The sequence below is a fragment of the Bacteroides cellulolyticus genome, from assembly GCF_025567135.1.
Classification (GTDB): Bacteria; Bacteroidota; Bacteroidia; order Bacteroidales; family Bacteroidaceae; genus Phocaeicola; species Phocaeicola cellulolyticus.
This window is the reverse complement of record NZ_JAOQJJ010000009.1, coordinates 77,441-102,207: the sequence shown is the minus strand read 5'-3', so window position 1 is coordinate 102,207 and position 24,767 is coordinate 77,441. Positions and strand designations below refer to the sequence as shown.

Sequence of the window (24,767 nt, the reverse complement as noted above, 5' to 3'; positions counted from 1 at the left end):
CGATATGAAAGCATTAAAGAATTTAAGCCTGCTGTTGCTACTTGTATTGGCATTCACAGGCTGCCACAATAAAAGTTCAAAACTCGCCGATTTCAACCGAACGGTCTATACACCTGAATACGCTTCGGGGTTTGACATAAAAGGTGCAGACGGCAAAAAGAGCGTATTGGTTACCGTCACGAACCCTTGGCAGGGCGCCGACAGCATCACTACGAACCTGTTCATTGCCCGTGATGACGAAGAGGTTCCGGCGGATTTCACCGGTCAGATGCTCAAGGGGGATGCCGAGCGCATCGTCTGCATGTCCTCGACCCATATCGCCATGCTCGACGCAATCGGCGAAACGGGACGCGTAGTCGGCGTGTCAGGCATCGACTACATCTCCAATCCCGACATTCAGGCACGGCGGGACAGCGTTGGAGATGTGGGCTACGAAGGGAACATCAATTACGAACTGCTGCTCTCGCTTGACCCCGACCTCGTGTTGCTTTACGGCGTGAACGGGGCAAGCTCGATGGAGGGTAAGCTCAAAGAGTTGGATATCCCGTTCATGTATGTCGGCGATTACCTCGAAGAGTCTCCGCTGGGCAAAGCCGAATGGCTGGTGGCACTTTCGGAGGTTATCGGAAAACGGGCGGAGGGCGAAAAAGTATTCGCGGAAATCCCCGTCAGATACAATGTCCTGAAAAAGAAAGTAGCGGACAATATCCTCGACGCTCCGTCAGTCATGCTCAACACGCCTTACGGCGACAGCTGGTTCATGCCCTCGACCGAAAGCTATGTCGCCCGGTTAATCAAAGATGCCGGAGGCGATTACATCTACAAGAAGAACACAGGAAACGCTTCCGCGCCCATCGACCTCGAAGAGGCGTATCTGCTGGCCTCGCAAGCCGATATGTGGCTGCATGTGGGGATGGCGAACACGCTTGATGAACTGAAAGCCGCATGCCCGAAGTTCATCGACACCCGCTGTTTCCGTGGTGGACAGGTCTATAACAACAACGCCCGCACCAATGCTGCTGGCGGCAACGACTACTATGAGTCGGCGGTCGTAAATCCCGACCTCGTGCTGCGAGACCTCGTGAAGATATTCCACCCCGAACTGGTCGAGGAAGATTTCGTCTATTACAAGCAACTGAAATAGATGCGCTCCCGTTCCGCCATATTGTTTGCCATGCTGGCCGCCCTCACCCTTTTCCTGTTTCTGCTGGATTTGGCGGTGGGGGCAGTCGCCGTACCGCTCGGCGATGTATGGGCGGCTTTGACGGGCGGCGACTGCCCGCGGGCGACGGCGAAAATTATACTGAATATCCGACTGATTAAGGCGGTGGTCGCGTTGCTGGCCGGAGCAGCTCTGTCGGTCAGCGGTCTTCAGATGCAAACCCTCTTCCGCAATCCTCTTGCCGGCCCCTACGTGCTCGGCATCAGTTCGGGCGCGAGCCTCGGCGTGGCACTCGTCGTGCTTGCAGGCTTCGGTTCGTCGATAGGCATTGCCGGGGCGGCTTGGCTCGGAGCGGCGCTCGTGCTGGTCGTCATCGCCGCCGTCGGCCACCGCATCAAGGACATCATGGTGATTCTGATTCTCGGCATGATGTTCTCGTCGGGAGTCGGCGCGATTGTACAGATATTGCAATATCTCAGCAAGGAAGAATCCCTGAAAGCCTTTGTCATTTGGACGATGGGGTCGCTCGGCGACGTGACCTTCGACCAGCTTGCGGTACTCGTCCCGTCGATTATCGCCGGACTGTTGTTGGCGGTGGTGACGATCAAGCCGCTCAACTTACTGCTGTTCGGCGAGGAGTATGCCGTGACGATGGGGCTGAACATCCGACGCTCGCGCGGGCTGCTGTTCCTCTCCACGACGCTGCTTGCTGGTACGGTGACCGCCTTTTGCGGTCCGATAGGCTTCATCGGACTGGCCATGCCCCACGTCACGAGAATGCTGTTCCGCAACAGCGACCATCGGGTACTCGTACCGGGAACCGTTCTTTCGGGTGCGGCGGTGCTGCTTCTTTGCGACCTCGTTTCTAAAATGTTCACCCTGCCGATCAACGCCATCACCGCATTGCTGGGAATCCCCATCGTGGTGTGGGTGGTCTTGCGCAATAAATCCGTCACCGCATGATAAAGTTACACGATTTTTCCATAGGCTACGGCGAGCGCACCTTGCTCTGCGAGGTGGAAACCACCATAGAAAAGGGCAGGCTGACTGCCCTTATCGGGCGCAACGGCACGGGCAAATCGACACTGCTTCGAGCCATCGCCGGACTGAACCGCCGTTATACCGGCCGAATCCTGCTCGACGGGCATAACGCCGCCGATATGCGAGCAGCAGAAATGGCCAGAACGCTGGCATTCGTCACGACCGAGCGCACACGCATCGCCAATCTCAAATGCAAGGATGTCGTGGCTATCGGCCGCGCACCCTATACCAACTGGATTGGAAAGATGCAGGAGGTCGACAAGGAGATCGTCATGCGGTCGCTCGCCTCGGTGGGCATGGAGGCTTATGCGGAGCGCACGATGGACAAGATGTCGGACGGCGAGTGCCAGCGCATCATGATCGCACGGGCGTTGGCGCAGGATACGCCGATTATCCTGCTCGACGAACCCACCTCGTTTCTCGATATGCCCAACCGCTACGAATTGTGTACACTGCTGGCACGGCTGGCGCATGAAGAAAACAAGTGCATCCTTTTTTCCACGCACGAGCTGGATATCGCCCTCTCGCTTGCCGATGCGATAGCCCTTATCGACCCACCCCAGTTGTCGTATATGCCGACCGAAGAGATGCGCCGGAGCGGCTGCATCGAGCGGCTGTTCCGAAATAATTGTGTGACGTTCGATGCCACGACAGGATTCATAAAAGTGGGACAATGACTAAGGAATATATCATAGAGAATTTCACAGCAAATATCAGCGTGGACGAATATATTTCACGCTTCCGGGACGAAAAACGTTTTGTCGAATTTTGCAAACAATGCCCCAACTACGGTAATAGTTGGGGATGCCCGCCGTTCGATTTCGATACCGGAGAATTTCTGCGCCAATATGAATATGCCCACCTGATGGCCACGAAAATAATTCCGGTCGAGAAAAATATTCCGATAGACAGAACGCAGGAATTGATTAAACCGGAACGGCTCAGGATAGAAAGGGAATTGCTGGAAATGGAGCACAGATACGGAGGTCGGGCATTCGCCTATGTAGGAAAATGCCTATACTGTCCCGATTCCGAATGCGCCCGCAAATGCAACCGTCCTTGCCTGCATCCGGACAAAGTACGTCCCTCGCTTGAAGCATTCGGGTTCGATATGACACGAACACTCTCGGAACTTTTCGGGATAGAGCTGCTTTGGGGAAAGGATGGTATTCTACCGGAATATCTTGTGATTGTAAGCGGATTATTTCATAATTCGGCAGAAAATATTATCAGTCATACGAAGCGTAATCAGGATTCAGGAAACCTATAATCTTATTACCCTCATTGATAACAAAAGTCCCTGCAATCCGAATTATAGATTGAGGGACTCGATGAAAGTGAATGTAAAAACTAAAAGAACAACTCTACTTTCGTATGCCTGTTGACTTCGACCGGTACATGGTCGGCTATGCCGCCTCTGCTTACCTTGACGATGCGTTCGATCGGTATGCCACGCTTTTTCAATTCTGCAACGATATAATCCGCTCTCGATGTACTTAATGAACCATTAAGCACAGGAGTTCCAGTCGAACTGTCGGCCGCACCGGTTACTCTCAAGGATAATCCGTATTTCTTGGCCACGCGAGCCAGTTCATCAAGGTTAAGCATTTGGGAAGCATCCGTCAGGTGCGCCGTATTGAGGTTAAAAAAGAAATAGACAGGCGACCCGATGCAATTCCCGGCTTGTATGAGTTCCGTCCTTTCAGAGACGATTATGCCCGGTTTCTCGGCATCATCTCCGTTGTTGCCATATCCAATACTTGCAGAATCAAGCGGCGAGATTCCATCCCAATGCCGGTTTTTCAATCTTGCCCGTAGTGAGTTCAATCCGCTGTAATTATTTCTGGGATAACCTTGACGGCGGTCGGTCTCATCGTCATTAACCAGATGACCGTACTTGTCAAGCAATCCTTCTATTTCCAGAATTTTCTTCAATTCTGCGACCGTCCGTCGGTTGCGGTCGTACCAGTCTTTATAACGCTTGTTTTCTCCGGATAAGATATTGGCATGATCCACGAGCCACTCATTCTGACGAATGTAAGATGTCGCATCAACCGCGCGTTTCCAACCGACCTTTCCGAGATGAAACGTGAAACCGGCGGTCAGCGATACCATGTGGTCGCCGAGGCGGTTCGGGCGTCCGTAACCATCGAAGTCCTGAAAGGTGGTCGTGCCGGAGAGTTCCAACATGGCACTTACTCGTTTGGAAATCCGATATTCTCCCTGTACGCCATACGAAACAGTAAAGGGATTATTCCCGTTAGAGGCATTGTGCAACAGGCCGACACCGGCAAAGGGAGCAAGATTCCAGCGTACCTGTTCTTGCCGGGCATATCTGCAGCCAAGGACATTCCACAGCAGATCCGCATGGATATGGTGGTAGTCCTGATTGGACAATGTTCCATCTTTGAACTGCACACCGCTGTAATTGATACGTGCGCCGACGGACGGAGTGAACCATTTTCCGACTGCGAAACTGTACGAGGGTTTCAAGCGTCCGAAGAGGTCTTCGCAGCCGAGAGGTGTGCCGAGAAAGGCGGACGTACCCCCGGCAATACTGACAAACCAGTTGCCAGTCAGGGATGCCGGAAGTACCACTCCGTCAAGATAGACGGGCTGTATCGGTTGCAGTTCCTCCGAGACATTATAGTACGGTGTATGTTGTACAGTATCCACCTGTACGGGTTGTATACTTGCCTGTGCCTGCAACGTGCAAAGCACGGCCAATATAAAAAAGATTTGTTTCGTCATATTCCAATGATATTATTCGTTATACTTTTTGATTTGTCATGAGACGTATGCCACTTACCGTTTGGGTTTCTTGCCAATGGCCGGACGCATCATGCGGCTCGCCATCCTCATGCTGCGGAGTGCCCATGCACGGTTGTCCTCGTCCTCATCGCGCCCCCATTTCAGGTCGCTGCCGCCACCTCCGCCGCCACGAGTTTCGGCAAAAGTGGTGGCATCATCGACCATACCGAGAAACAGCATCGTCGCGCAGTGCATCACGTCTGTACCTTGTTCCGCTATGGACTGGACGAGCGAGCCGTCGAACAGTTGCCGTTCCGCCACGTCCATCTGTGCCGATACGTTCCTATACTCGCCGACCACATTTTCCAGCAGGACATCCTTGAGCAACGTGTCCACTTTGGAATGTATATCATGGGAGTATTTGTAGGCTTCCTCCTTGAGTTCCCCGGTACGTTCCTCAATGGCATCCATGTTCTCTTTCAGCTCGGCAAGCTGCCGGTCAGCCGTCTGTAACTTCTCCTGCTTGTCTGCCAGTTGCCTGTTGATGCCTGCCAGCTCTTTCTCCAGACTTTTAACTTGTGCGGCTAATTGTTCCGCATCGCCCTTGTTCGCTTTCAAATCCTGTTCGGCTGCCGATAGCAGAGCCTCTTTTTCGGCTTTCGACTTCTCAAGGTTATCGACCATTGTCGTAAGCCCCTTGACCCTGCGCTCTGCCAGACGGATGTCCGATTGAAGGGTTGCCAGCACCTTTTGGTGGCGGTCTATATTTTCCTCGATGGTCGTACATTCTTCCGATAGCATACGGCGGTATTCTTCGGTAGTCCTGTGCCGTGCGCCTGTTTCGGATATGCTTGTTCCTCTCGACATTCCCCACCTTGTATTGACTTCGGCGAAAAAGTCGGTATGAAGCTGTTTCATCCTTGCGCTGTATTCAAACTTGTCCTTTCCGGCGAATATTTCCTTGTACGCAAAGCGGCCGTCTTTGATTGGCAACAAAGTACAATGCACATGAGGGTTCAATTCGTCAAGGTGTACGATGAATGCGGCGATGTTCTGCTCGCCATATTTGCCACTCACGAATGAATAGACGTCTTTCGCCCAGCGTTCAATATCGCTCATTCTTTTGATACGGGTATTGTTCGCACCTTCATCAAAATCCACGTTCTGCGTGCCGAACGCGAGTTCGTGCATCCGCTTACGGGAACCGCCGAAAATGAAGTTCACCACCGTGCGGTACTTCGGTTCTGCCAGTCCTTCGTTGGGGTCTTTGATTCCACGCCTCTCCAATATGTCCGCCATCCGTTCGGGAATGTTGCGGCTCGTGTCAATGGGACGTACCTTGCCTCCGGGCGCAATCTCGAAGTTCAGGTGTTTGCGTGTGGGGTCGTAATTCCCCTTATTCATAGCGTACTTTTCCGCCCTTTCACTGCGGTCACGCAAATGTTCGTTGCTTTGGGCTGCGGTGATGCCTTTCGACACCTGCATATCAAGTACCTGTTTTTGATCTGCCATACTCTTTTCGTGTTGTTTGGACAATCCGTCCTGTCCCAGCTTGCTGCTTGCCCGGACAGCCTACCGACGGTCGGAGACCTATCGGGGTATTAGGCTCCCCCTTCCCTTTGTTTCGTGGCAGACGGGCAAGCCCGTGTGCCTCCTATAACCGGCAGGATAACCGTTAAGGGATGGAGGTGGATTGTTCGCGTTATACAATCTGTTTTCGACTCCCGGTTCAATCCACCATCGCCTGTGCCTTTGCCAGAAGCGATAAAAAAGGTTTGCGAAGCGATTTGAGGCGTTCTTGGTCTTCGTCCATGTCGAAGTCCGTCACTGATGCCTCGGTGTCGAGAATCAGCCCGGCGAGGTCTTTGGCGGACTCGATGAAAGCAGCCCATTCTTCACCGAGGTCAAACCGGAAGAAATCCACAAGCGGCGAACTGTCATCGAATCTCGACTTGTGCAGGATTTTTTGCAGGGCGGCGTGGGCGATGCAGCACAAGGCTGTTTCACGATGTTCCGTGACCAAAGTGCCGGAATGTGCGGAGGTCGTGTTGGAATGGGTGTCCAAACAGAGTCCGGTGTCACGGTCGGCAATTTCAGTCTTTGCCAGACTTACGAGTTGTCCACATATTACGCCAGTTTCGGCAGCGGTCGTTTTGCCGATTACCCAATCGGACAATACCTCACGGAGCTGTCTGGCAAAGTCCGGCTGCTCCTGTGCATTGCGGGGCTGTGCTGCCTGACCGGATTGTACGGTCATGGTAATGACCACGCTTTTGGGAAGCTGGATGCGGGTCAGCAAACCGAATGCCTCCATTGCACTCAAAAAAGAACGGACGGTAGCCCTGTGCCAATGCCACTCCGATGCGAGGTCGGAAACGGTCAGGTGGCACTGGTTGGGTTGCAGCACGTAGGCCTTCTTTCTTAAAAACGGAGAAACGAAACCTGCCAGTGATTTGTCCAACAGGTCACAGTACGCTTCGGTGCGTGTTTTGCGTTCATCCCCTTTCTCCTTGAGATATTCGAATACCTCCCTGTCTGCCAATATGGAAACAGGTATCTTTTGGTTATTTTTCATTTTCATTCGGTTTTAATGATTCATATTGTGCGGATATATCAGTGTTGCCGCTGTCCGCTTCATGCGGCAGATTTGCGTGATGATTCTCGTGATAGGATTCTGACAACATTCCGGGATGCTTTGCCCATCCGGAAAGTGTGTCCGTATCCTTGCATTCGGACATGACCCGAACGGAGGGATAGAACAGGGCTGCCAGAAGAAGATAGGCAATGGTTATCGCCAAGGTGTACAGATGCGGCACAAAGCCGATGACCAGTGCGCCCGATGCGAGTGTGACAAATGCACGGGGGCGGTCAAGCAACCTGCGTAACCAGTTGTCCGTCCGTCGGAACGAAAACATTGCGGCACAGACACCGGTAGAGAGTAGGATTCCAAACTCACCCATATGTCCACAGGCATATACATAATGGAAAAGAAGCAGGCATATCAGCCATACTTGCACATACAGTTTACGGGCGTTGCCGCTTCGTGCCATTGCCATGTAAAAGGGTGTCATGAACCGCTTGTTGTTCTTGTACAATGACATTGATACCCCGAAAGGTATCGCGCAGAAAATGAGTAGCAGGATATTCAGTAACATAAGTAATAGGGCTTTTCGGGTATGGGAGTGGGACGCACAATGAGTTCCAACTGGACAATACCGTATGTCGCCAGCCGGATAAGGGTTTCGGCATCCTTGGGCGAAAAGTACATGGCCGCTTTCTTGATGCGCTGCTTGAATGTAATGTCTTGCTTTCGGTAGATGGCCAAAGCCTTGTCCAGTTCGTGTTCGGGAATAGTCCATGTCGTACCCTCGGCGTGTATGCCGTTCGTCTTGAAGGCACGCAGTACCAATGTACGGGAAACGAGGTAGTCGGTGCGGTCGGTTCTTGAGATGATATGCTCCTTGTAGAGATTGTCATCGGCAACCTCTATCCACGTCCGGTAGGCATTGATGCAATAGACCATCTGTCGGTATAAGGTGTTTCTCATATAAAATTCATCAGCACGTCGGACTTGTCTTTCTTGTATTTCAGGAACCCGCTTTTGGAGTGTAGTTCCAAGTCGAGGCATAAGTCCCCGTACATCTGCTCCAAAGAATCATAGATGGTGACAAGGATGCTGTTTACATTGCCCTCCGTATCCGTCTTGGCGTTCATCTTGAACATCTGTCCGAAAGCGGGATTCGAGTATGCACAAGTGCTGTGACCGAATTTTTCCGTCCGCATCGGAATATGGTGGTAGAGCGTGATCAACTCCATGTCGTCCTCGAACATATCCATTACTTCGTCCAGTTCGTAAGGGGTGCGCAACGGAAACGTAAGCAGCACATAGTCGCCGTAGAACTGCGGTTCTTCCATCGTCGTCACATCGAGCAACTGCGGAAGTTGCAGGGGGACGAATGCCATGAAGTCATTATAAAAATGTCGTAACATATTCATATCTTTTTCTGTTGTTATATTTTACAGCGTGTGTATGAATGCCTCCATCAGCATTCCGGGCAGCTCGTCCAAGCGGTTGTCTCCGGGGTGCAGCATCCTGCCCAACTCCCTGAAAGCGTCGGGTGTCTGCGAGGCAAGCATATCGAGTTGCTCTCTTTCTTCGGCTGAAAGCAACGCCAGGCAGAAACCGTCCAACGACGAATAAGGCTGGAGAAGCATCCAGATGTAGGCTTGTGCCTGTGCCGGTGTCTTGACTTTTTTATTGCAGATGTCGTCGATACAGGTTCGGATATTCTGAATCAGCCTGCGGTTGGTGCGCATGGCCAGATAAATCATGGCATTGCGATAGGTGATGTCGTTCCGTTCGGCGGCAAGGAATATCTGTGCACAGCATCGTTCCGTGTCATGAGTGATGTCGGAAAGATTCTCGCCGTCGAAATCAGGCAGACGTGAAAGGAATGCCCGGTACACGGCATCCTCCTTTTCGATAAAGGTCGTCAGGTCTGCCATACAATGAATACCGTAATCAATCGTTTCAGCAAGGGTAGTTCGATAAGTGGCAAGAATGTGTTGTCGGTTTCTCTGACTGACGGGCCGGTTATCCAATGAGGCAAAGAACGGTCGGATTGTTTCAGCCGCACGATGCAACTCTTTGTCTTCAAGATGCGGTGAGATTTGTTCTTTTACCCACAGTATATCCTTATAAGTGCGTGTTTGAGACAGCACCATCCGTGAAAATTCCATGCGGATGGAATCATGTATCTGTTCACACTCTTCTCTTACAGTGGAATGAAGCCGGCCAAGCGTATCACATTCGAGATGCAGGAATACGGAATCCCTCAATGTTTGCCATTGCTTGAGGTGTCCGGCCAATTCTTTAATGGAGAGTTTTTTCTGCCTGCGTATGTCGGACAGGTATTCCCTGTATGTTCCGGCAGGGTCATTCTTGGCTTTCGCCAATCGTTTGCCATTGCCGTTGTCGCATGACGCGCATAGGAATATGGCAATCGAAACGGCAATTATTTTGGCAAAGATTATCGGCTGTTTTAAGTTCGATTTTAATGTTTTCATACTATATCATTTCGTACTATTTAGTGCAAAACTATATATTATTTTTGATACTTCGCATCCGAAAAACCGTATTTTGTGCATTTTTTAATATCGTACTTAATAGTATGATTACCAATGAAAACAAGTGAAGATAAAACACGTGGAAATGTACGATTTTCGTTTTTTAATATAGTATGATTCATATACTCGAATAAAACTTGTATATTTGCACTTGTTATCATGAATATTGTATATTGATATGGCAAAAGTCGGTTATATATTCGAGGCTAATTCCTACGATGCGTTTGATGCGGATAAGGAATGGATGCGCCAATATGGGTGTGTACAGGTGGTTGAAGAATCGGTCGGACACGAGACGCTTAGGCCGAGATGGAAACAACTGATGTCGAATCTTGAAAGAGGAGACGAATTGGTGATGTCAAAATTCAGCAATGCCGTTCGTGGTTTACGGGAACTATCGGCATTGATTGAGCTATGCCGCATCAAGGTCGTGCGTATTATCTCCATTCACGATAAAATTGACACCGACAACAAATTGTTTCCGGACACGACACCGGCGGAAGTATTGGCCATGTTCGGGGCATTACCGGAGGAAGTGGCTGTTTTGCGGAAGTCGTCGGATAAAATTATACGCCTGCAGCAGAGTATCAGTATTCCGATTTCCAAAAAAAGTATGAGTAAAACTGAACGGGACAAAAAAATCGTGGATATGTATAACAATGGGTATTCAATCCGTGATATTTGGAAAGAAAGCGGTGTCCAAAGTAAAAGCACCGTGTACAGCATTCTCAATAAATACAAGGTTCAGCTTAACCGAACACCGGGACGAGTGCCGGGCATCCGGAAATAGAACTTATAAATCAATATGGATATTGAAAATCAATAGATTGCTTGCGTAATTCATCGTTTTTTCGTATCTTTAAGTTGGATATAACTATATAAAAACAAGACCTATGGGAGATATTATAATTTTATTGCTGGTGTTCTTGGTAGTGGGCAGGCTTTTGAGGGGCGTGTTCGGAGGATTCAGCAAAAGCAGTTTTCGGGATGACAAATAACTCCGGATTGTTGTAACTGGCAGATATTTGTTAATTTTGCACCGTATTCATAAAAATCAAGAACAATATGACAAAAGCGGAAATTGTCGCTCAGATCTCACGGCAGAGCGGAATAGAGAAAACGGTGGTGATGACTGTGATAGAATCATTCATGGAAAATGTAAAAGAGTCGATGGTTGCGGGAAACGAGGTGTTCTTGCGCGGGTTCGGTAGCTTTATCATCAAACGGAGAGCTGAAAAGACGGCCCGGAACATTTCGAAGAATACGACAATTAAAATTCCCGCTCACAATATCCCTGCATTCAAACCTGCCAAAGCATTTCTGAATGCGGTAAAAGAGAACAAGTAGAGTATAAAAGTACAGATGGTGCAACAACACCGTAATGAGTAAAACAAAAGCGACCCGAAGGCCGCTTTTGTCGTGATAAGGCAAGGATTATTTCTTGCCTTTTTTCGCTGGTTTGGCCGGCTTTTCAGGAGTTTCCTCCTTCTCGACGGGCGGATAGAACTTGACGGCGACCATCACGATACGGTTGTGTTTCACACCGCTTTGGTCGCTCCATTCTTCGGGCTTGAAATACCCCTCGACGGTCAGCATCGTACCCTTGGTCAGTTGGTCGAACGACCCGGTGTTCTCGTTTTTACGCCACGCCTCAAAATTCATAAAGGCGGAAACGCGTTTGGATTCCTCGCCATTATTCTCCAATCGGCTTACTGCCAGAGGGAAACGTGCTACACTTGCGTTGGTGAACTGACGGATTTCTGCATCCTTTCCTACGAAACCGGTTACTACGAAATTGTTTTCAATCTTTTTCATAATGAATTGTTTTTAGAAGTTATTAAATCAATTTTACGCTGCCTCAAAAAGTAGGTGCAGTTAAGGGGATGCACCAAGGCCGGACGCATCAATACTCTTTATTTTTGTCCGTAGGCAAAACCGGAAGGCTCGATAAAGGAAGATTGTACGGCTGTGCCATTGGTCAAGACTTCCAAAGTCGTTCCCGTCTGCATACTATCTTTGCATCGGAAAATGATGATGACTTCGGCGGAAAACTATTCTGAAAATGAGCGGAAAACCGTAGTTGCAGGGGAAGTGAAAGTGCAATCCGTCCACCGGCACAATGGTGCGCGTTTCGGCTGTAAGTCCGCAGAATCGGCAGGTATTTTCGTGTAATTCGGTCGGACTGAATTGAGGTGGCTACAAACAGAACACTGAACTGACAACAGGTTGCGGTACCGCAGAAGGGAATATCAACGAAGTGGCGACAAAAGGCGGAACGGGATATCGGGGTACTGCCATGTTCCCGTCCGGCAGAAAGAAAAGGGGACAAAAGGGAAAAAGGAAAGAACCCTGCTTTTCGGAAAAGCGGACGGAGCTTTTCACGAATGGCTGTTTTTTACAAAAGGATATGGCGCAGCCAAAAGAGAGAGATAGATGTAAAAAAGGGAATGCGGCGTGGCAGGAATGGAAGATTATCCCGTTCCTGCCTGCCTGTATCATCAAAATTCTGCCATGATTACCCGATGCTCGAAAATCTTTTTTTGATTACTGGGACGTCTTTGGCAAACCCATAGGTGATGCTTGCCATAGCCGAAGACGAAATAATCATCAAGGCGTGTTTTTTCTTGTAGGCGTTCCATGCCGGTACGCAGTTCCGCTTCATCGGTTGAGAAAAGAATCGTGTTGATGATACGGAAGTAGAGTTCTGTTACCTCGTCACAATAAGGACAAAAGCTATGCTCAATCGTTGCTTTCATGTTTCTTTGATTTTAATTCTACTTCTACTATGTCTTCTATTCGACCATACAGGACAGAGCGCAACGCTGTTTTGTCAATGGCGTAATACTCGGCGATATGTCCGTGCTGTTTTACGAAATATCGTTTGAGAACATCGGAGAAATCAAAGAAGTAGCCCATCAATGCGATACCTCTTTTGAAATGGATGCACTCTTTCACGTTTCGGGTAATCCAGTTCTTGTCTTCACGGCTCAACTTGTCTCCGTTATCAAGTTGTTCCCGTAACTGGTAAACCCTGCTGTCTTTCAGCTTCTCTAATTCGGGTACGTCCCATTGGACGAATTTCATTGCTATCTGCTGCATCGCTCTTGTATTTAATCGTAAATAATCACTTCATCACGATACTCGACCACCTCTTTGCCACTACTAAGACGCACCACTATTTTATTGCCGAAGTCGCCGACAACTGTTCCCTCAGAGTAGCCTTTATAGGGGGTAAGCAAGGTGCAGTGCGCACCTATAATTTCGCTATTTTCTTCGTATTCGTACATAAGTCATGTCATTTTACGGTTACAACTTGATATCCCATTTCCCCTGTGAGAAGATTCTGAAGCTCACGTATTCGTCTGTAAATTCGTAGGACAGAATTTTGATATAAGTTTTGTCTTTGGCTTCCAACGAAGCTATCAGTCTGTCGATTTCTTCTTCCGGATAAACCCAACGAGAGGTAAACTCCGCATCCACGCTATCGCTGTGTCTATTGACAAAGCCGTCGAAAGTGTCATCCAAGAATGCCTCTATCTTGTCGAGGTCTGCTTTGTTTTCCGTCCTTGCGTAGAAAATGTTTGTTGCATAGTTTGCCATAATCCTAAGTTTTAAGTTTTTTATTTTCCCTCTTTTAGCATTTCAGCTACTTTCGGGCTTGATTGAAAATTATGTCGCCTCAAAAGGTGTTATGGCTCTTTATGCAGGGTTTCACGACCAAATACGACCTCTGCAAAGCGGAGCGTGGAGATTTTGTCGGGAACCGTCAGGCTGTGACCTTGAATACAAGAAAGACATGACAAGTACCTTTGCGACACAATTCTCATCAGGCAGACCGAAAGTTGGGATGCGAGGATAGAATGCCTATGGCAGAAGTTACGATAAAAGGAACTTCCGTAAAATTGGGATGCAGCGAAAAAAGAAAATATCGGTGCGATTATCTTCTCTTTTGACTGTGAATATAAAAGTAAGGGGGAGAACTTCGGTAAAGGTTTAGTTTAGTCTATTAGCTTATATATATGCTAAACTAAAGTAAACTAAATATAGGCAGATATATTGGACTGCCTGTATAGGTGTTTTGAGGGAAATGGTTACCTTTGCAAAAAACAATGTTCCTTGAAAGAAACAGAGATTTGTCCTTTTTTCTTTTGGCTGTGGTTATTCATCCATAGATGACTGCAACAATCACTCTTGGCGAGAGGATGAAAATCGTGTGAAAAGACTTGGAAAAATACTCAAAGTACGAACAAGTGAAGAGAAAGAAAGGTAGTGCAAACAAAAAAACAAGAAAATAAGATAATTCGTGTTTCTGTTCCTAATTTGTTTCTTGATAAAAACACATCACAATATAAACTATTAATTTACAAGATATTATGATGTGAAATTTTGAGATATAACTAAATTTACCAGTTCATTTATCAAATTCGGTTTCATGGTATTTTCTAAGTTGATTATAAATTTCATTAATGCAATTGCTGTCAGCACCACTAATATTTTCCGTCTCTCTAAATTGTCTATATGCCTCTTTTACAACATTCTTGTCAACTTGGAGAAGCATTTCTACTGAATTAGTAACCTCTGAACTTGTTTTAATAAACTCTTCTATTCTGTCTAAAGAACGGTATCTTACATTTGATGCTAAATTACGTCTGTCGTATTCCTCAGTTACAAGCTTTTTCAGTTCTGTCCATTTCATAATTTTCTAATATTAAATGTTTCTATTATAAAAACTTAGACTTTGGTCTATATACAAAGAATCATCATTTATCACCTGTTCACGATTAATAACGCTTAATATTTTATCTTTTAGACTTTCACATTTATGTGTAAAATAATTCCGATCAAGATAAGCCTATCATGCGAAAAAACTATATAATGAGTTTGATTAATATAACACAAATGAACATCAAATTAAATCGCATCAGACTTATTAAGTTTAAATTAATTCAGTTTTACAAAAATAAGCAATTTATCACCAATAACAAAAAATCTCCATAATAACTTACATTTTCCAACAACTAACCTTTATAAACGACATGTTTTGTCGTTCTAACAACATATATTTGCAAAAAATCATACAAAGACATGAAAAAATTCAACGTTATAGCAAGGTTACTGCTTATAATAAGAAGGCTGAAAAGAAACAGATTTGTATCGTCAGAAGCACTATTAGACTATATTAATAAGGAAATGAGAATAAGAGGTGAATATGACAACATATCACAAAGGACTCTGCAAAGAGATTTCGCACTTATCAGAGAAACATTCGGAATAGAAATATCACACAGGAAAGGTGCAGGACATTATATAGACGAAGAATATCACGACCCGAATAACTACTACGACACTCTCCTAAATGATTTCGACCTGCTGTGTGCCCTTGATGCTGATACTGGAAAAGATAAATACATCCTTGCCGAACATCACCGCCCATCCGGAAACAACTACCTGCCTGAATTAATTTACGCTACAAAAGAATCCAGACTGATAGAATTTGATTACACTCTTGTAAGGCAAAACAACAAAATAATACACAAATGCCTAAGACCATATTTCCTGAAAGAATCCAACCAAAGATGGTACATCATTGGCTACGACGGCAATGTATTGAAATCTTTCGGAGTGGAAAGAATGCAAAACCTGACAGTAAAAATGGACTGCAAATTCAAAAGGGAAGAAATCAATGCCGACGAACTGTTTAAAGATTGCTACGGTATATGGAGTCAGACGGATATGCCGGTGGAAGACATAGAGGTGGAATACAACGCATTGGACGGAGCTTTTGTCAAAACACTACCTATACATCATTCGCAGAAAATAATTTATGAGAATGAAAACACGGTAAGAATAGGATTAAAGCTAAAGGTAACCAACGACTTCGTGATGGAACTTCTCTCGCGAAGTAACTCGCTGAAAGTGATTAAACCGGAATCGCTGAGACAAAGGATAAAAGATATTTACACGGAAGCATTAAAACGTAATTCATAATATGGAAAGCATCAGATCATTACTCGGAATAATATTAATGATTATCATAATCGTAATAGCTGGAAGTATAGCACCATGGCTGCTCTTAATATTCATACCGTACCTAATTTACCTTGCTTTTGAAAGAGAAAAAAGATTGAAAGAAGTCAATAATCTGCTTGAAAGCGAATTCAAAGGAAAAACCACACAAGAGATAGAAGCTATGCGTATATCACTGATAAACATCATGAACAATCCTTATTCCACACAGATAGAAAAAGATAATGCAAAACACGCAATTAAATACATAGAAGAACATTTTTATAACAACAAATAGCCATGAATACAAAAAAAGACTTGGAAGCCCTTGGATTCAAGGGATTTATCGCTGTTAAAGATTTACAGAATGACACTTCCGCCATACCTCGAACAAATGGTGTATATGCGGTAGTAAGATTATGCAAAAGCCAACCTACATTTTTAAAGAAAGGCACAGGCGGTTTCTTCAAAGACAGAAATCCAAATGTTGATATACTGACTTTAGAAGAGAAATGAGTGGACGGAACAGAGATACTATACATAGGAAAAGCCGGAGGTGGTACATCATCAAGTACTCTATACAAAAGAATTAAACAATATCTCGACTTTGGCAACGGAAAGAAAGTCGGCCACTGGGGCGGACGATATATATGGCAGCTTCAGGACTCTGACGATTTATATTTCTGTTGGAAAGAGACACAGACCGGAAACCTGCCAAGAGAGGAAGAGACAAGCCTTATTACCATCTTCAAAGAATCGCATGAAGGAAAACTTCCTTTCGCTAACCTTACAGAATAACAAGCTATAATAACCAAATACAGTATAAAATCCGATAAACATCTTATGTCTGTTTATCGGATTTTTTTGAAAACACATATTATTGCATTAAAAAATTGCAAACCTTACCATAAAAAAGTATTTTTGCCATGAATAATTCTATAAACCACAGTGTGGTTTATAGAAACTACACTGTAATTTTTACAAACCACACTGTGGTTTGTAGAAACACAACTTTTATTTACAGATAATAAAAGCATAAAACAAACTTTATTACAGCAAGCAAATAACTTTTCATACTAACAAAGTAAACTTATACAGACTATGGCAAAATACGTGATGCAGGAAATGAATAATCTGCATAAGGAAGGAGAAACGCTACTCTACCCAAGAATGGTGATAGACGGCTGTTGCGAAACCGAAGAACTGGTGGAGATGATTACCAAAGGCTCCACACTGAGAAAAGGCGAAGTTATGGCAGCTTTGCAACTGGTAGCAGACGGAATGGCTTCGATGATGGCACACGGCCGTTCGGTACGGCTTGAAGGTATAGGCCTGTTCACTCCAAGCCTGTCATTAAAGGACGGAAAGGAAAGAGAAGACACTGAAGGCGACTCTCCACGACGCAACGCGCAAAGTATAGAAATAGGCGGCATAAACTTCCGTGCGGAAAAGACACTCGTAAGAGATACAAACATGCAGTGTAACCTGCAGAGACAGAAGGGTGACTGGCGATGCAACAGATCGAAATTCTTGCCCGAAGAAAGGTTATCCATCGCGCTGAATTATCTTGAAACAAACCACTCCATGACAGTTGCCGAATACAAACAACTGACAGGACTAAGCCATACTACCGCCGGAAAAGAGCTAAAGAAATGGGCGGCTACACCCAATTCCGGTATATATTTCAAGGGCAAAGGCTCTCACAAGATTTATATAAAGAAGAATCAGGATAATATATAAAAAACACATAGCCAAGTCCGCGACAGGATTTGGCTATGTGTTTAAAAAAGTAAGACAATTATCAACGTACTATATTATAACTTCCGGCAACATATTCTTTCGGCTCGGATTCACCCGGTACAGTTACAGAAGCTGTACAGCCTTCAGGAATGGTAAACTCCCATATCCATTTATCGCCTTCATACCTCCACGCACTCTTGATAAGTCCTGAGGCCGAATTATATACAGCGTTGACAGAACCTAACCTCTTGTCCGGTACAGGTTTCATAATAATATGTCGGAAACCAGGATTGGAAGGATCGGAAGCTATACCGGCAACACTCTCCCAAATCCACTCGCAAACAACACCGTATGCGTAATGATTGAAACTGTTCATTCCTCTCGGTCCCATACCTTTTTCAATCATATAGCTATTCCATCGTTCCCAGATTGTAGTAGCGCCATTATCAACAGAATATAGCCAGCTCGGATTTTTTCTCTGAAGGAGTAATTCCCATGCTATATCCGACATTCCGTTTTCCGTAAGTACAGGCATAAGGATTGATGTTCCGAGGAATCCTGTCTGAAGACAATTACCGTGGTCGGCAAAATTTTTCCTTAAACGGATTATCATGTCATCTTTAGCCTTACCTTCCACTATACCGTTCTTCAGAGCAAAAAGCGCGGGTGTCTGCATTGTATTGAGAACAGAAGTCTTAAATTCTCCATTGGCATTAAGGAACTTATTTCTGATATATGCTTTTGCCTCTGAAACCATATTTTCATAACGTGAAGCGTCTCTACCGGTAGCGACAGCCATATCACGCATCATACCGGCATCAATTACCCAATATGAGGCACTAAGGTAGTTCCAATAGTCTATGGCATCGGGCAGAGGGGTACGCTTACCTTTCGCGTCTTTATGGAACGCTCCACCTCCACAACTTTCCAACGGTTCATAACTAAGCCAGTCTGCCCACTGATAATTTCTGTTCTCCTCTTTCAGTAGATTATGGTCATAACGGGTTTCATTGACGTGATTCATATATTTTTCCATTGAATCCCAACAACTGTTTATTATATCGGTATCTCCATATTGTTTCCAAACGGTCCATGGAACTATTATTCCGGCATCAGCCCAACCAACTCTCATCATCTCACCGCCATACTGCGCCAATGGGGCCACACCAGGAAAACCACCTGTCGCGCTCTGTGTATCCATCATGTCGCGCATCCATTTATGAAAGAATGAAGACGTATTGGCAAAGAAAGAACCTGTTTCCGCAAAGACCTGGGTATCTGCCGTCCAACCCAAACGTTCATTACGTTGTGGGCAATCGGTAGGCACTGAAAGATAGTTTGAACGCTGTCCCCACAATGTATTGGAAATCAATTTATTGACAAGTTCATTTCCTGTCGTGATGGTTCCAATTTCCATCTCTTTTGAAATTGAAGTTACGGGTACCGACTTTATGCTGTTTATACAAACCTTATCTGACGCGGAAATTGATACAAAACGATAGCCGAAAAACGTATTGCGCGGACAGTATTACACATCTGAGCCGGAACCCGCAAAAATATATTTAAGTTTCATACCACTGTCCGGTGTCCTCAAATTCAAGCGATGCACACTACCTTCAGGACCGTCCATACCACGGCTTTTCAAACCATTTCCGTCATTCAGAAGTTCTGAAGGGAAACACTCAAGAACAGTTCCTTCTGCCGCACTGAACACAAATGAAGGAACGGCAGCGCAATTCTGACCAAAATCAATGACAAGATTTTCGCCGGGGTTGACTGTCATCGGCTCACCCGCCTTGTATTCTCTTTCAATAATGACCTTTCCGTAAGCGTCATCACTCTCGCCTGTTACGCCTTTCCATACGTATGCCTTAACAGGAGAGAGAACAAGGTCCGGACGAAAATATATTTCACCGGCATTGGAAGGCAATATTTCTCCTCTGAACTCGGTATTTATCTCCGGAGTTGACAATTTTTCGGGAGTTTCATAACCGGGCTTTATGCGCGCGTCATACTCCTCACCGCCGAATATTGAGGCATGAGTAACAGGTCCGGCTATACCGGCTTTCCAATCATCAGTATTAGTTCCGAACAGTTCCTTGCTCCCATCATCGTATGTCAGCTCAAGAACTGAACAGAAAGCACATTTTTCTCCAATCATTCCTTCGTGACCGCCCGGTGTAATAATCTTATCCGCCCACCAGCCCGGCGTTACCTGTGCTGAAAATATATTCTCATCACCCTTGTCGGTATTCATAGCTCCGGTAACATCATAAGTAAACGATAATTTCGTTTTTTCATAATGTGTAAACCCTGGCTTTAATATCTCATTTCCTATTATCTCACCGTTAATATAGATATCATAAACACCCAATCCCGTAGTCATCCAACGTGCGGCCACCACATCCTTACTGTTTTTTACAGAAGAAAGGAACCAGCTTGCGCCGTCGGCAGACCTTGTACCATTCGTGACCTTACCTGTCACCACCGGAGCATTGACAACAGAAATCCATGATGAAGAATCCCACGCAGAAGTATCCATCGCGTCAACACGACAAACATCATTCCCCTTTTTACTCTCGCAACCAACTGTGCACAAAGACATTCCGACAATGATATACGGAACACTTTTCTTAAAGAAATTTGTTTTCATATAAATAAATAGATTATTGAGTTATAACGCAAACTTACGGAATTTCTTTTTCATTGTCAATCTCTTTATCAAAACTTATCACAAATATCCATAATTGGGCGGAACTTTGAAATATTTTATGTACCTTTGGACTTCGGTATAAAAAATAACATAAAACTGCTTATATGGAAAATAGAAGTTTAGTTACAATTGCCGGACATTCCAAGGAGAAAATACTTTACCTTCTGGAAATGGCAAGAGAATTTGAGAAGAAGCCGAACCGTAGCCTTCTGGACGGAAAAATAGTGGCAACACTGTTTTTTGAGCCATCTACCCGTACACGCCTCAGTTTTGAAACAGCCGCAAACCGCTTGGGCGCAAAAGTAATAGGATTTACTGACCCGAAGGTGACAAGTTCATCGAAAGGCGAAACGCTGAAGGATACCATAATGATGGTGAGTAACTATGCGGACATAATAGTTATGAGACACTATCTGGAAGGTGCGGCAAGATATGCCAGCGAAGTGACAAAAGTGCCTGTAGTAAATGCCGGAGACGGAGCGAACCAGCATCCTTCGCAAACCATGCTGGACTTATATTCCATATACAAGACTCAGGGAACTCTGGAGAACCTGAACATCTACATGGTGGGAGACTTGAAATACGGTCGTACCGTACATTCACTGCTTATGGCCATGCGCCATTTCAATCCTACATTCCATTTCATCGCGCCTGACGAGCTGAAAATGCCGGAAGAATACAAGATTTACTGCAAGGAGCATAATATCAAATATGTGGAACACACGGAGTTCAACGAAGATGTCATAGCAGACGCCGACATCCTCTACATGACACGCGTGCAGAGGGAACGCTTTACAGACCTGATGGAGTACGAAAGAGTTAAAGATGTATATATTCTGAACAACAAGATGCTGGACAAGACACGCCCCAACCTGCGTATCCTGCACCCGCTGCCACGAGTGAACGAAATAGCTTACGACGTGGACGAGAACCCTAAGGCTTACTACTTCCAGCAAGCACAAAACGGACTGTACGCCAGACAGGCAATACTCTGCGACGTTTTGGGAATCACGCTGGATGACGTGAAAGCCGACACAGATAAATAATAACAGGATATAAACATGAAATGATTATGAACGAGAAAAAAGAACTCCAAGTGGCCGCACTAGAAAACGGCACTGTTATAGACCATATACCGTCCGACAAACTTTTCACAGTAGTCTCCCTGCTGAACCTGAAGGACATGGACAGCAATATCACTATAGGATATAACCTTGAGAGCAAGAAACTAGGCAAAAAGGGTATTATAAAAATAGCTGACAAATTTTTCACAGACGAAGAAATCAACCGTATCTCTGTAGTTGCGTCAAACATCAAGCTGAACGTGATAAGAAATTATGCGGTTGTGGAAAAGAAAGAAGCAATCATGCCTGACGAACTGAAAGGTATTGTGAAATGCAACAATCCTAAATGTATCACAAACAACGAGCCGATGCAGACATGGTTCCACGTGACAGACAAGGAGAAAGGACTGTTGAAATGTCATTACTGCGAAAAAGAACAGCAGAAGGACAATATTAAACTTATTTGATAATGAAGCAGGACTGGAAACCCGGAACAATGGTTTATCCGCTTCCTGCCGTAATGGTGAGTTGCGGCAGTTGTGAAGAAGAATATAATATAATTACTGTAGCGTGGGTAGGTACTATATGTACCAACCCACCTATGTGTTACATATCGGTAAGGCCGGAAAGGCACTCCTATCCTATTCTGAAAAAGAATATGGAATTTGTGATAAACCTTACCACTAAAGATATGGCATATGCCACAGACTGGTGCGGAGTGAGATCGGGCAAGAACTTCAACAAGTTCAGCGAAATGAAACTAACACCGGGAAAAGCATCTGTGGTCAATGCTCCCATTATAGAAGAATCACCACTCTGTATAGAATGCAGGGTAAAAGAAGTGATATCACTGGGATCGCACGATATGTTCATAGCCGATGTGGTAAACGTTAAAGCCGACGAGAAATACCTAAATTCGGAAACAGGTAAATTCGAACTTGCACAATCCAACTTATTGGTGTATGTGCATGGCGGATATTATTCTTTGGGTGAAAAAATAGGTAAATTCGGATGGTCGGTCGAAAAGAAGAAATAAGCCGACAATGAGACATATACTTATATATATATTTTCTGTTGTAATGATTGCATGCAGTTCACAGCTGTATGCACAAGATATCATGCGACATGAGAAAAAGCAGAGAGTTAGTATAGGTATTAAAGGGGGATTTAACTCCACTATGACATTTACAGACGAAATATCATATGGAGACCAAGACATTACAGACATACAGAACAACTACAAGGTGGGATATATTGCCACTCTTTTCACACGAATAAATCTGATAAAAAAGCACTTCATACAACCGGAAATTTCGTATGCCGTTTCACATGGAAGTATAAGCATGAGCAATCTGCGCGAAAATGCAACCATACTTGAAGACAATGCCCTGATTAAAACAAAAATATCGTCATTGGAGGTTCCAATTCTGTACGGATATAAATTTATTGATTCATATCCATACGGGATGTCGTTCTTTCTTGGGCCTAAAATAGCATGGACAATAAAAAAACAAAGCTACAGCGAGTACTCTGGTTTCTACCAGAAAAATATCGTTGAACATATAAAACCTATAAACTACAGCGCAGTACTTGGCATAGGAGTCAATATATCAAATATATTCTTTGACTTCAGATATGAAATAGGATGCAACAATATCACCAAGTCTGTTTCATATGATCACGCATCTACTCCGGAACCATATAACGAAAAGGAAATTACGCTTAAAAGACGTAAAAACATTCTGAGTTTCTCTGTAGGTGCAATATTTTAATACGGGAAAAACCATTTACAAACAAATAAATTATTCACAACTATGAAAAGAGATGATTTAATTTTCGGAATTATAGAAAAAGAACACCAGCGTCAGCTTAAAGGTATAGAACTGATTGCATCGGAAAATTTCGTCAGCGACCAGGTAATGGAAGCTATGGGATCATGCCTTACTAACAAATATGCTGAAGGATATCCAGGAAAAAGATATTACGGAGGTTGTGAAGTAGTTGACCAGAGTGAACAGATAGCTATTGACAGACTAAAACAGATTTTCGGAGCTGAATGGGCTAACGTACAGCCACACTCAGGAGCACAGGCTAATGCTGCAGTATTTTTGGCAGTATTGAACCCTGGCGACAAGTTTATGGGACTTAACCTTGCTCACGGAGGACATCTGTCACATGGTTCTGCCGTAAACACATCAGGAATACTTTATACTCCATGCGAATATAACCTGAACAAGGAAACAGGAAGAGTTGACTACGACCAGATGGAAGAAATCGCTCTGAGAGAAAGACCGAAACTCATCGTAGGTGGAGGCTCTGCATATTCAAGAGAATGGGACTATAAGAGAATGAGAGACATTGCTGACAAGGTAGGCGCATTGCTTATGATTGACATGGCTCATCCTGCAGGACTTATCGCTGCCGGTTTGCTTGACAACCCAGTGAAATATGCTCATATCGTGACTTCTACTACTCACAAGACATTGCGTGGCCCTCGTGGTGGTGTCATCATGATGGGTAAGGACTTCCCTAACCCATGGGGAAAGAAAACTCCTAAGGGTGAAATCAAGATGATGTCACAATTATTGGATTCGGCTGTATTCCCAGGTATTCAGGGTGGTCCGCTGGAACATGTAATAGCAGCCAAAGCTGTTGCATTCGGCGAATGTCTGCAGCCTGAATATAAGGAATATCAGATGCAGGTTAAGAAGAATGCTGCTGCATTGGCACAGGCTCTTATGGACAGAGGATTCACTATCGTATCAGGTGGTACTGACAACCACTCAATGCTTGTCGATCTGAGAACAAAATACCCAGACCTTACAGGTAAAGTAGCTGAAAAGGCTTTGGTATCTGCTGATATCACAGTTAACAAGAATATGGTTCCATTTGACACTCGTTCTGCTTTCCAGACTTCGGGAATCCGTCTTGGTACACCAGCAATCACTACACGCGGTGCAAAGGAAGATTTTATGTACGAAATAGCCGAAATGATAGAAACAGTTCTTTCAAATGTTGACAACGAAGAAGTGATAGCATCTGTAAGAGCAAGAGTAAACGAAAAGATGAAAAACTACCCTATTTTCGCTTATTAAAAGAAATCAATAAAAAAATCAATGTCCGATGTAAACAAATTATATCGGACATTTGTATATATGGATAT

Annotated in this window: 30 protein-coding genes and 1 pseudogene; 17 read left to right on the top strand and 14 right to left on the bottom strand. The window is 45.1% G+C overall.

Annotation, left to right across the window (positions count from 1 at the left end):
• Window positions 1-4 precede the first annotated feature (4 nt).
• From OCV82_RS09975 to OCV82_RS09960, 4 genes are read left to right on the top strand one after another with little or no spacing between them, the layout of a single operon-like run.
• On the top strand, window positions 5-1,144 hold the full coding sequence (locus tag OCV82_RS09975; RefSeq protein WP_004320576.1) for an ABC transporter substrate-binding protein: 1,140 nt from the start codon (window positions 5-7) through the stop codon (window positions 1,142-1,144).
• A complete protein-coding gene (locus OCV82_RS09970) occupies window positions 1,145-2,125 on the top strand; it encodes a FecCD family ABC transporter permease (protein WP_004320577.1) in 981 nt (326 codons plus the stop codon).
• Window positions 2,122-2,880 carry an ABC transporter ATP-binding protein gene (locus OCV82_RS09965; RefSeq protein WP_004320578.1) on the top strand — a complete coding sequence of 253 codons (759 nt, stop codon included), beginning with the start codon at window positions 2,122-2,124 and terminating at the stop codon, window positions 2,878-2,880. The genes OCV82_RS09970 and OCV82_RS09965 overlap by 4 nt, the downstream gene beginning before the upstream one ends.
• Window positions 2,877-3,473 carry a DUF2284 domain-containing protein gene (locus tag OCV82_RS09960; protein WP_004320579.1) on the top strand — a complete coding sequence of 199 codons (597 nt, stop codon included), beginning with the start codon at window positions 2,877-2,879 and terminating at the stop codon, window positions 3,471-3,473. The genes OCV82_RS09965 and OCV82_RS09960 overlap by 4 nt, the downstream gene beginning before the upstream one ends.
• An 80-nt stretch (window positions 3,474-3,553) precedes the next feature.
• Here OCV82_RS09960 and OCV82_RS09955 read toward each other — a convergent pair whose 3' ends face one another.
• The 7 genes from OCV82_RS09955 to OCV82_RS09925 all read right to left on the bottom strand — a co-directional run bounded on the left by OCV82_RS09955 (window position 3,554) and on the right by OCV82_RS09925 (window position 10,021).
• Window positions 3,554-4,954 (bottom strand): OmpA family protein, encoded by a 1,401-nt coding sequence (locus tag OCV82_RS09955; RefSeq protein ID WP_005680020.1) that lies wholly within the window; start codon window positions 4,952-4,954, stop codon window positions 3,554-3,556.
• A gap of 54 nt (window positions 4,955-5,008) precedes the next feature.
• Window positions 5,009-6,466 carry a MobV family relaxase gene (gene mobV / locus OCV82_RS09950; RefSeq protein ID WP_007482776.1) on the bottom strand — a complete coding sequence of 486 codons (1,458 nt, stop codon included), beginning with the start codon at window positions 6,464-6,466 and terminating at the stop codon, window positions 5,009-5,011.
• A 217-nt stretch (window positions 6,467-6,683) separates the two neighbouring features.
• On the bottom strand, window positions 6,684-7,529 hold the full coding sequence (locus OCV82_RS09945) for a helix-turn-helix domain-containing protein (RefSeq protein WP_005680022.1): 846 nt from the start codon (window positions 7,527-7,529) through the stop codon (window positions 6,684-6,686).
• The gene (locus tag OCV82_RS09940; RefSeq protein ID WP_005680023.1) at window positions 7,519-8,109 is read right to left on the bottom strand and encodes a hypothetical protein; all 591 of its coding nucleotides are present in this window, start codon (window positions 8,107-8,109) and stop codon (window positions 7,519-7,521) included. The genes OCV82_RS09945 and OCV82_RS09940 overlap by 11 nt, the downstream gene beginning before the upstream one ends.
• Window positions 8,100-8,501, bottom strand: a complete 402-nt coding sequence (locus OCV82_RS09935) for a hypothetical protein (RefSeq protein WP_005680024.1) — start codon at window positions 8,499-8,501, stop codon at window positions 8,100-8,102. The genes OCV82_RS09940 and OCV82_RS09935 overlap by 10 nt, the downstream gene beginning before the upstream one ends.
• Window positions 8,498-8,944, bottom strand: a complete 447-nt coding sequence (locus OCV82_RS09930; RefSeq protein ID WP_005680025.1) for a hypothetical protein — start codon at window positions 8,942-8,944, stop codon at window positions 8,498-8,500. Before OCV82_RS09930 ends, OCV82_RS09935 begins: the two co-directional genes overlap by 4 nt.
• Before the next feature lie 27 nt (window positions 8,945-8,971).
• Window positions 8,972-10,021: a hypothetical protein gene (locus tag OCV82_RS09925; protein WP_005680026.1), complete on the bottom strand. Its 1,050-nt coding sequence runs from the start codon at window positions 10,019-10,021 to the stop codon at window positions 8,972-8,974.
• A 238-nt stretch (window positions 10,022-10,259) separates the two neighbouring features.
• Between OCV82_RS09925 and OCV82_RS09920 the strand changes: the two genes are divergently transcribed.
• Complete coding sequence (locus OCV82_RS09920) at window positions 10,260-10,871, top strand: recombinase family protein (RefSeq protein ID WP_005680028.1); 612 nt, start codon at window positions 10,260-10,262, stop codon at window positions 10,869-10,871.
• 263 nt (window positions 10,872-11,134) lie between these two features.
• A complete protein-coding gene (locus tag OCV82_RS09915; RefSeq protein WP_255204174.1) occupies window positions 11,135-11,428 on the top strand; it encodes an HU family DNA-binding protein in 294 nt (97 codons plus the stop codon).
• Window positions 11,429-11,515: 87 nt separating this feature from the next.
• On the opposite strand, the gene OCV82_RS09910 is transcribed toward OCV82_RS09915, so the two are convergent.
• The 5 genes from OCV82_RS09910 to OCV82_RS09890 form a co-directional block, all read right to left on the bottom strand.
• Window positions 11,516-11,896 carry a single-stranded DNA-binding protein gene (locus tag OCV82_RS09910; RefSeq protein WP_005680031.1) on the bottom strand — a complete coding sequence of 127 codons (381 nt, stop codon included), beginning with the start codon at window positions 11,894-11,896 and terminating at the stop codon, window positions 11,516-11,518.
• 683 nt (window positions 11,897-12,579) lie between these two features.
• Entirely contained in the window at window positions 12,580-12,837 is a 258-nt protein-coding gene (locus OCV82_RS09905; protein WP_005680032.1) for a hypothetical protein, read from the bottom strand.
• The gene (locus tag OCV82_RS09900) at window positions 12,821-13,180 is read right to left on the bottom strand and encodes a hypothetical protein (protein WP_005680034.1); all 360 of its coding nucleotides are present in this window, start codon (window positions 13,178-13,180) and stop codon (window positions 12,821-12,823) included. Before OCV82_RS09900 ends, OCV82_RS09905 begins: the two co-directional genes overlap by 17 nt.
• Before the next feature lie 11 nt (window positions 13,181-13,191).
• Complete coding sequence (locus OCV82_RS09895) at window positions 13,192-13,368, bottom strand: hypothetical protein (protein WP_005680036.1); 177 nt, start codon at window positions 13,366-13,368, stop codon at window positions 13,192-13,194.
• Between the two features lie 19 nt (window positions 13,369-13,387).
• A complete protein-coding gene (locus OCV82_RS09890) occupies window positions 13,388-13,681 on the bottom strand; it encodes a hypothetical protein (protein ID WP_005680037.1) in 294 nt (97 codons plus the stop codon).
• Between the two features lie 71 nt (window positions 13,682-13,752).
• On the opposite strand from OCV82_RS09890, the gene OCV82_RS09885 reads away from it, so the two are divergent.
• Window positions 13,753-13,881 (top strand): hypothetical protein, encoded by a 129-nt coding sequence (locus OCV82_RS09885; protein ID WP_004301204.1) that lies wholly within the window; start codon window positions 13,753-13,755, stop codon window positions 13,879-13,881.
• Between the two features lie 611 nt (window positions 13,882-14,492).
• Here the strand turns inward: OCV82_RS09885 and OCV82_RS09880 are convergent.
• Window positions 14,493-14,777, bottom strand: a complete 285-nt coding sequence (locus tag OCV82_RS09880; protein WP_154044239.1) for a hypothetical protein — start codon at window positions 14,775-14,777, stop codon at window positions 14,493-14,495.
• Window positions 14,778-15,166: 389 nt separating this feature from the next.
• Between OCV82_RS09880 and OCV82_RS09875 the strand changes: the two genes are divergently transcribed.
• The 5 genes from OCV82_RS09875 (at window position 15,167) to OCV82_RS09855 (ending at window position 17,827) form a co-directional block, all read left to right on the top strand.
• Window positions 15,167-16,069 carry a helix-turn-helix transcriptional regulator gene (locus OCV82_RS09875; RefSeq protein WP_154044238.1) on the top strand — a complete coding sequence of 301 codons (903 nt, stop codon included), beginning with the start codon at window positions 15,167-15,169 and terminating at the stop codon, window positions 16,067-16,069.
• A 1-nt stretch (window position 16,070) separates the two neighbouring features.
• On the top strand, window positions 16,071-16,385 hold the full coding sequence (locus tag OCV82_RS09870) for a hypothetical protein (RefSeq protein ID WP_154044237.1): 315 nt from the start codon (window positions 16,071-16,073) through the stop codon (window positions 16,383-16,385).
• A 2-nt stretch (window positions 16,386-16,387) separates the two neighbouring features.
• The gene (locus tag OCV82_RS09865) at window positions 16,388-16,603 is read left to right on the top strand and encodes a hypothetical protein (RefSeq protein WP_262543438.1); all 216 of its coding nucleotides are present in this window, start codon (window positions 16,388-16,390) and stop codon (window positions 16,601-16,603) included.
• Window positions 16,604-16,885: a hypothetical protein gene (locus OCV82_RS09860; RefSeq protein ID WP_262543435.1), complete on the top strand. Its 282-nt coding sequence runs from the start codon at window positions 16,604-16,606 to the stop codon at window positions 16,883-16,885.
• Window positions 16,886-17,188: 303 nt separating this feature from the next.
• On the top strand, window positions 17,189-17,827 hold the full coding sequence (locus OCV82_RS09855) for an HU family DNA-binding protein (RefSeq protein WP_154044236.1): 639 nt from the start codon (window positions 17,189-17,191) through the stop codon (window positions 17,825-17,827).
• A 61-nt stretch (window positions 17,828-17,888) separates the two neighbouring features.
• On the opposite strand, the pseudogene OCV82_RS15170 reads toward OCV82_RS09855, so the two are convergent.
• Window positions 17,889-20,381 (bottom strand): annotated as a pseudogene (locus tag OCV82_RS15170) (family 78 glycoside hydrolase catalytic domain); the annotation flags it as partial.
• A gap of 263 nt (window positions 20,382-20,644) precedes the next feature.
• Between OCV82_RS15170 and pyrB the strand changes: the two are divergent.
• The 5 genes from pyrB to glyA are packed head-to-tail and all read left to right on the top strand — an operon-like array spanning window position 20,645 to window position 24,699.
• A complete protein-coding gene (gene pyrB / locus OCV82_RS09840) occupies window positions 20,645-21,586 on the top strand; it encodes an aspartate carbamoyltransferase (protein WP_154044235.1) in 942 nt (313 codons plus the stop codon).
• Window positions 21,587-21,612: 26 nt separating this feature from the next.
• Window positions 21,613-22,071, top strand: a complete 459-nt coding sequence (pyrI, locus tag OCV82_RS09835) for an aspartate carbamoyltransferase regulatory subunit (protein WP_204400978.1) — start codon at window positions 21,613-21,615, stop codon at window positions 22,069-22,071.
• Between the two features lie 2 nt (window positions 22,072-22,073).
• Window positions 22,074-22,640 carry a flavin reductase family protein gene (locus OCV82_RS09830; protein ID WP_154044233.1) on the top strand — a complete coding sequence of 189 codons (567 nt, stop codon included), beginning with the start codon at window positions 22,074-22,076 and terminating at the stop codon, window positions 22,638-22,640.
• 7 nt (window positions 22,641-22,647) lie between these two features.
• Window positions 22,648-23,376 (top strand): porin family protein, encoded by a 729-nt coding sequence (locus tag OCV82_RS09825; RefSeq protein WP_235340824.1) that lies wholly within the window; start codon window positions 22,648-22,650, stop codon window positions 23,374-23,376.
• Window positions 23,377-23,418: 42 nt separating this feature from the next.
• A complete protein-coding gene (glyA, locus tag OCV82_RS09820; protein ID WP_154044232.1) occupies window positions 23,419-24,699 on the top strand; it encodes a serine hydroxymethyltransferase in 1,281 nt (426 codons plus the stop codon).
• The last annotated feature ends 68 nt before the right edge of the window (window positions 24,700-24,767 follow it).

Excerpts from the sequence above, each read along its gene's own strand:
- OCV82_RS09975 (WP_004320576.1), top strand. The coding sequence starts at position 5 with ATGAAAGCATTAAAGAATTTAAGCCTGCTGTTGCTACTTGTATTGGCA.
- OCV82_RS09970 (WP_004320577.1), top strand. The coding sequence starts at position 1,145 with ATGCGCTCCCGTTCCGCCATATTGTTTGCCATGCTGGCCGCCCTCACC.
- OCV82_RS09965 (WP_004320578.1), top strand. The coding sequence starts at position 2,122 with ATGATAAAGTTACACGATTTTTCCATAGGCTACGGCGAGCGCACCTTG.
- OCV82_RS09960 (WP_004320579.1), top strand. The coding sequence starts at position 2,877 with ATGACTAAGGAATATATCATAGAGAATTTCACAGCAAATATCAGCGTG.
- OCV82_RS09955 (WP_005680020.1), bottom strand. The coding sequence starts at position 4,954 with ATGACGAAACAAATCTTTTTTATATTGGCCGTGCTTTGCACGTTGCAG.
- mobV (WP_007482776.1), bottom strand. The coding sequence starts at position 6,466 with ATGGCAGATCAAAAACAGGTACTTGATATGCAGGTGTCGAAAGGCATC.
- OCV82_RS09945 (WP_005680022.1), bottom strand. The coding sequence starts at position 7,529 with ATGAAAAATAACCAAAAGATACCTGTTTCCATATTGGCAGACAGGGAG.
- OCV82_RS09940 (WP_005680023.1), bottom strand. The coding sequence starts at position 8,109 with ATGTTACTGAATATCCTGCTACTCATTTTCTGCGCGATACCTTTCGGG.
- OCV82_RS09935 (WP_005680024.1), bottom strand. The coding sequence starts at position 8,501 with ATGAGAAACACCTTATACCGACAGATGGTCTATTGCATCAATGCCTAC.
- OCV82_RS09930 (WP_005680025.1), bottom strand. The coding sequence starts at position 8,944 with ATGTTACGACATTTTTATAATGACTTCATGGCATTCGTCCCCCTGCAA.
- OCV82_RS09925 (WP_005680026.1), bottom strand. The coding sequence starts at position 10,021 with ATGAAAACATTAAAATCGAACTTAAAACAGCCGATAATCTTTGCCAAA.
- OCV82_RS09920 (WP_005680028.1), top strand. The coding sequence starts at position 10,260 with ATGGCAAAAGTCGGTTATATATTCGAGGCTAATTCCTACGATGCGTTT.
- OCV82_RS09910 (WP_005680031.1), bottom strand. The coding sequence starts at position 11,896 with ATGAAAAAGATTGAAAACAATTTCGTAGTAACCGGTTTCGTAGGAAAG.
- OCV82_RS09905 (WP_005680032.1), bottom strand. The coding sequence starts at position 12,837 with ATGAAAGCAACGATTGAGCATAGCTTTTGTCCTTATTGTGACGAGGTA.
- OCV82_RS09900 (WP_005680034.1), bottom strand. The coding sequence starts at position 13,180 with ATGCAGCAGATAGCAATGAAATTCGTCCAATGGGACGTACCCGAATTA.
- OCV82_RS09895 (WP_005680036.1), bottom strand. The coding sequence starts at position 13,368 with ATGTACGAATACGAAGAAAATAGCGAAATTATAGGTGCGCACTGCACC.
- OCV82_RS09890 (WP_005680037.1), bottom strand. The coding sequence starts at position 13,681 with ATGGCAAACTATGCAACAAACATTTTCTACGCAAGGACGGAAAACAAA.
- OCV82_RS09885 (WP_004301204.1), top strand. The coding sequence starts at position 13,753 with ATGTCGCCTCAAAAGGTGTTATGGCTCTTTATGCAGGGTTTCACGACC.
- OCV82_RS09880 (WP_154044239.1), bottom strand. The coding sequence starts at position 14,777 with ATGAAATGGACAGAACTGAAAAAGCTTGTAACTGAGGAATACGACAGA.
- OCV82_RS09875 (WP_154044238.1), top strand. The coding sequence starts at position 15,167 with ATGAAAAAATTCAACGTTATAGCAAGGTTACTGCTTATAATAAGAAGG.
- OCV82_RS09870 (WP_154044237.1), top strand. The coding sequence starts at position 16,071 with ATGGAAAGCATCAGATCATTACTCGGAATAATATTAATGATTATCATA.
- OCV82_RS09865 (WP_262543438.1), top strand. The coding sequence starts at position 16,388 with ATGAATACAAAAAAAGACTTGGAAGCCCTTGGATTCAAGGGATTTATC.
- OCV82_RS09855 (WP_154044236.1), top strand. The coding sequence starts at position 17,189 with ATGGCAAAATACGTGATGCAGGAAATGAATAATCTGCATAAGGAAGGA.
- pyrB (WP_154044235.1), top strand. The coding sequence starts at position 20,645 with ATGGAAAATAGAAGTTTAGTTACAATTGCCGGACATTCCAAGGAGAAA.
- pyrI (WP_204400978.1), top strand. The coding sequence starts at position 21,613 with ATGAACGAGAAAAAAGAACTCCAAGTGGCCGCACTAGAAAACGGCACT.
- OCV82_RS09830 (WP_154044233.1), top strand. The coding sequence starts at position 22,074 with ATGAAGCAGGACTGGAAACCCGGAACAATGGTTTATCCGCTTCCTGCC.
- OCV82_RS09825 (WP_235340824.1), top strand. The coding sequence starts at position 22,648 with ATGAGACATATACTTATATATATATTTTCTGTTGTAATGATTGCATGC.
- glyA (WP_154044232.1), top strand. The coding sequence starts at position 23,419 with ATGAAAAGAGATGATTTAATTTTCGGAATTATAGAAAAAGAACACCAG.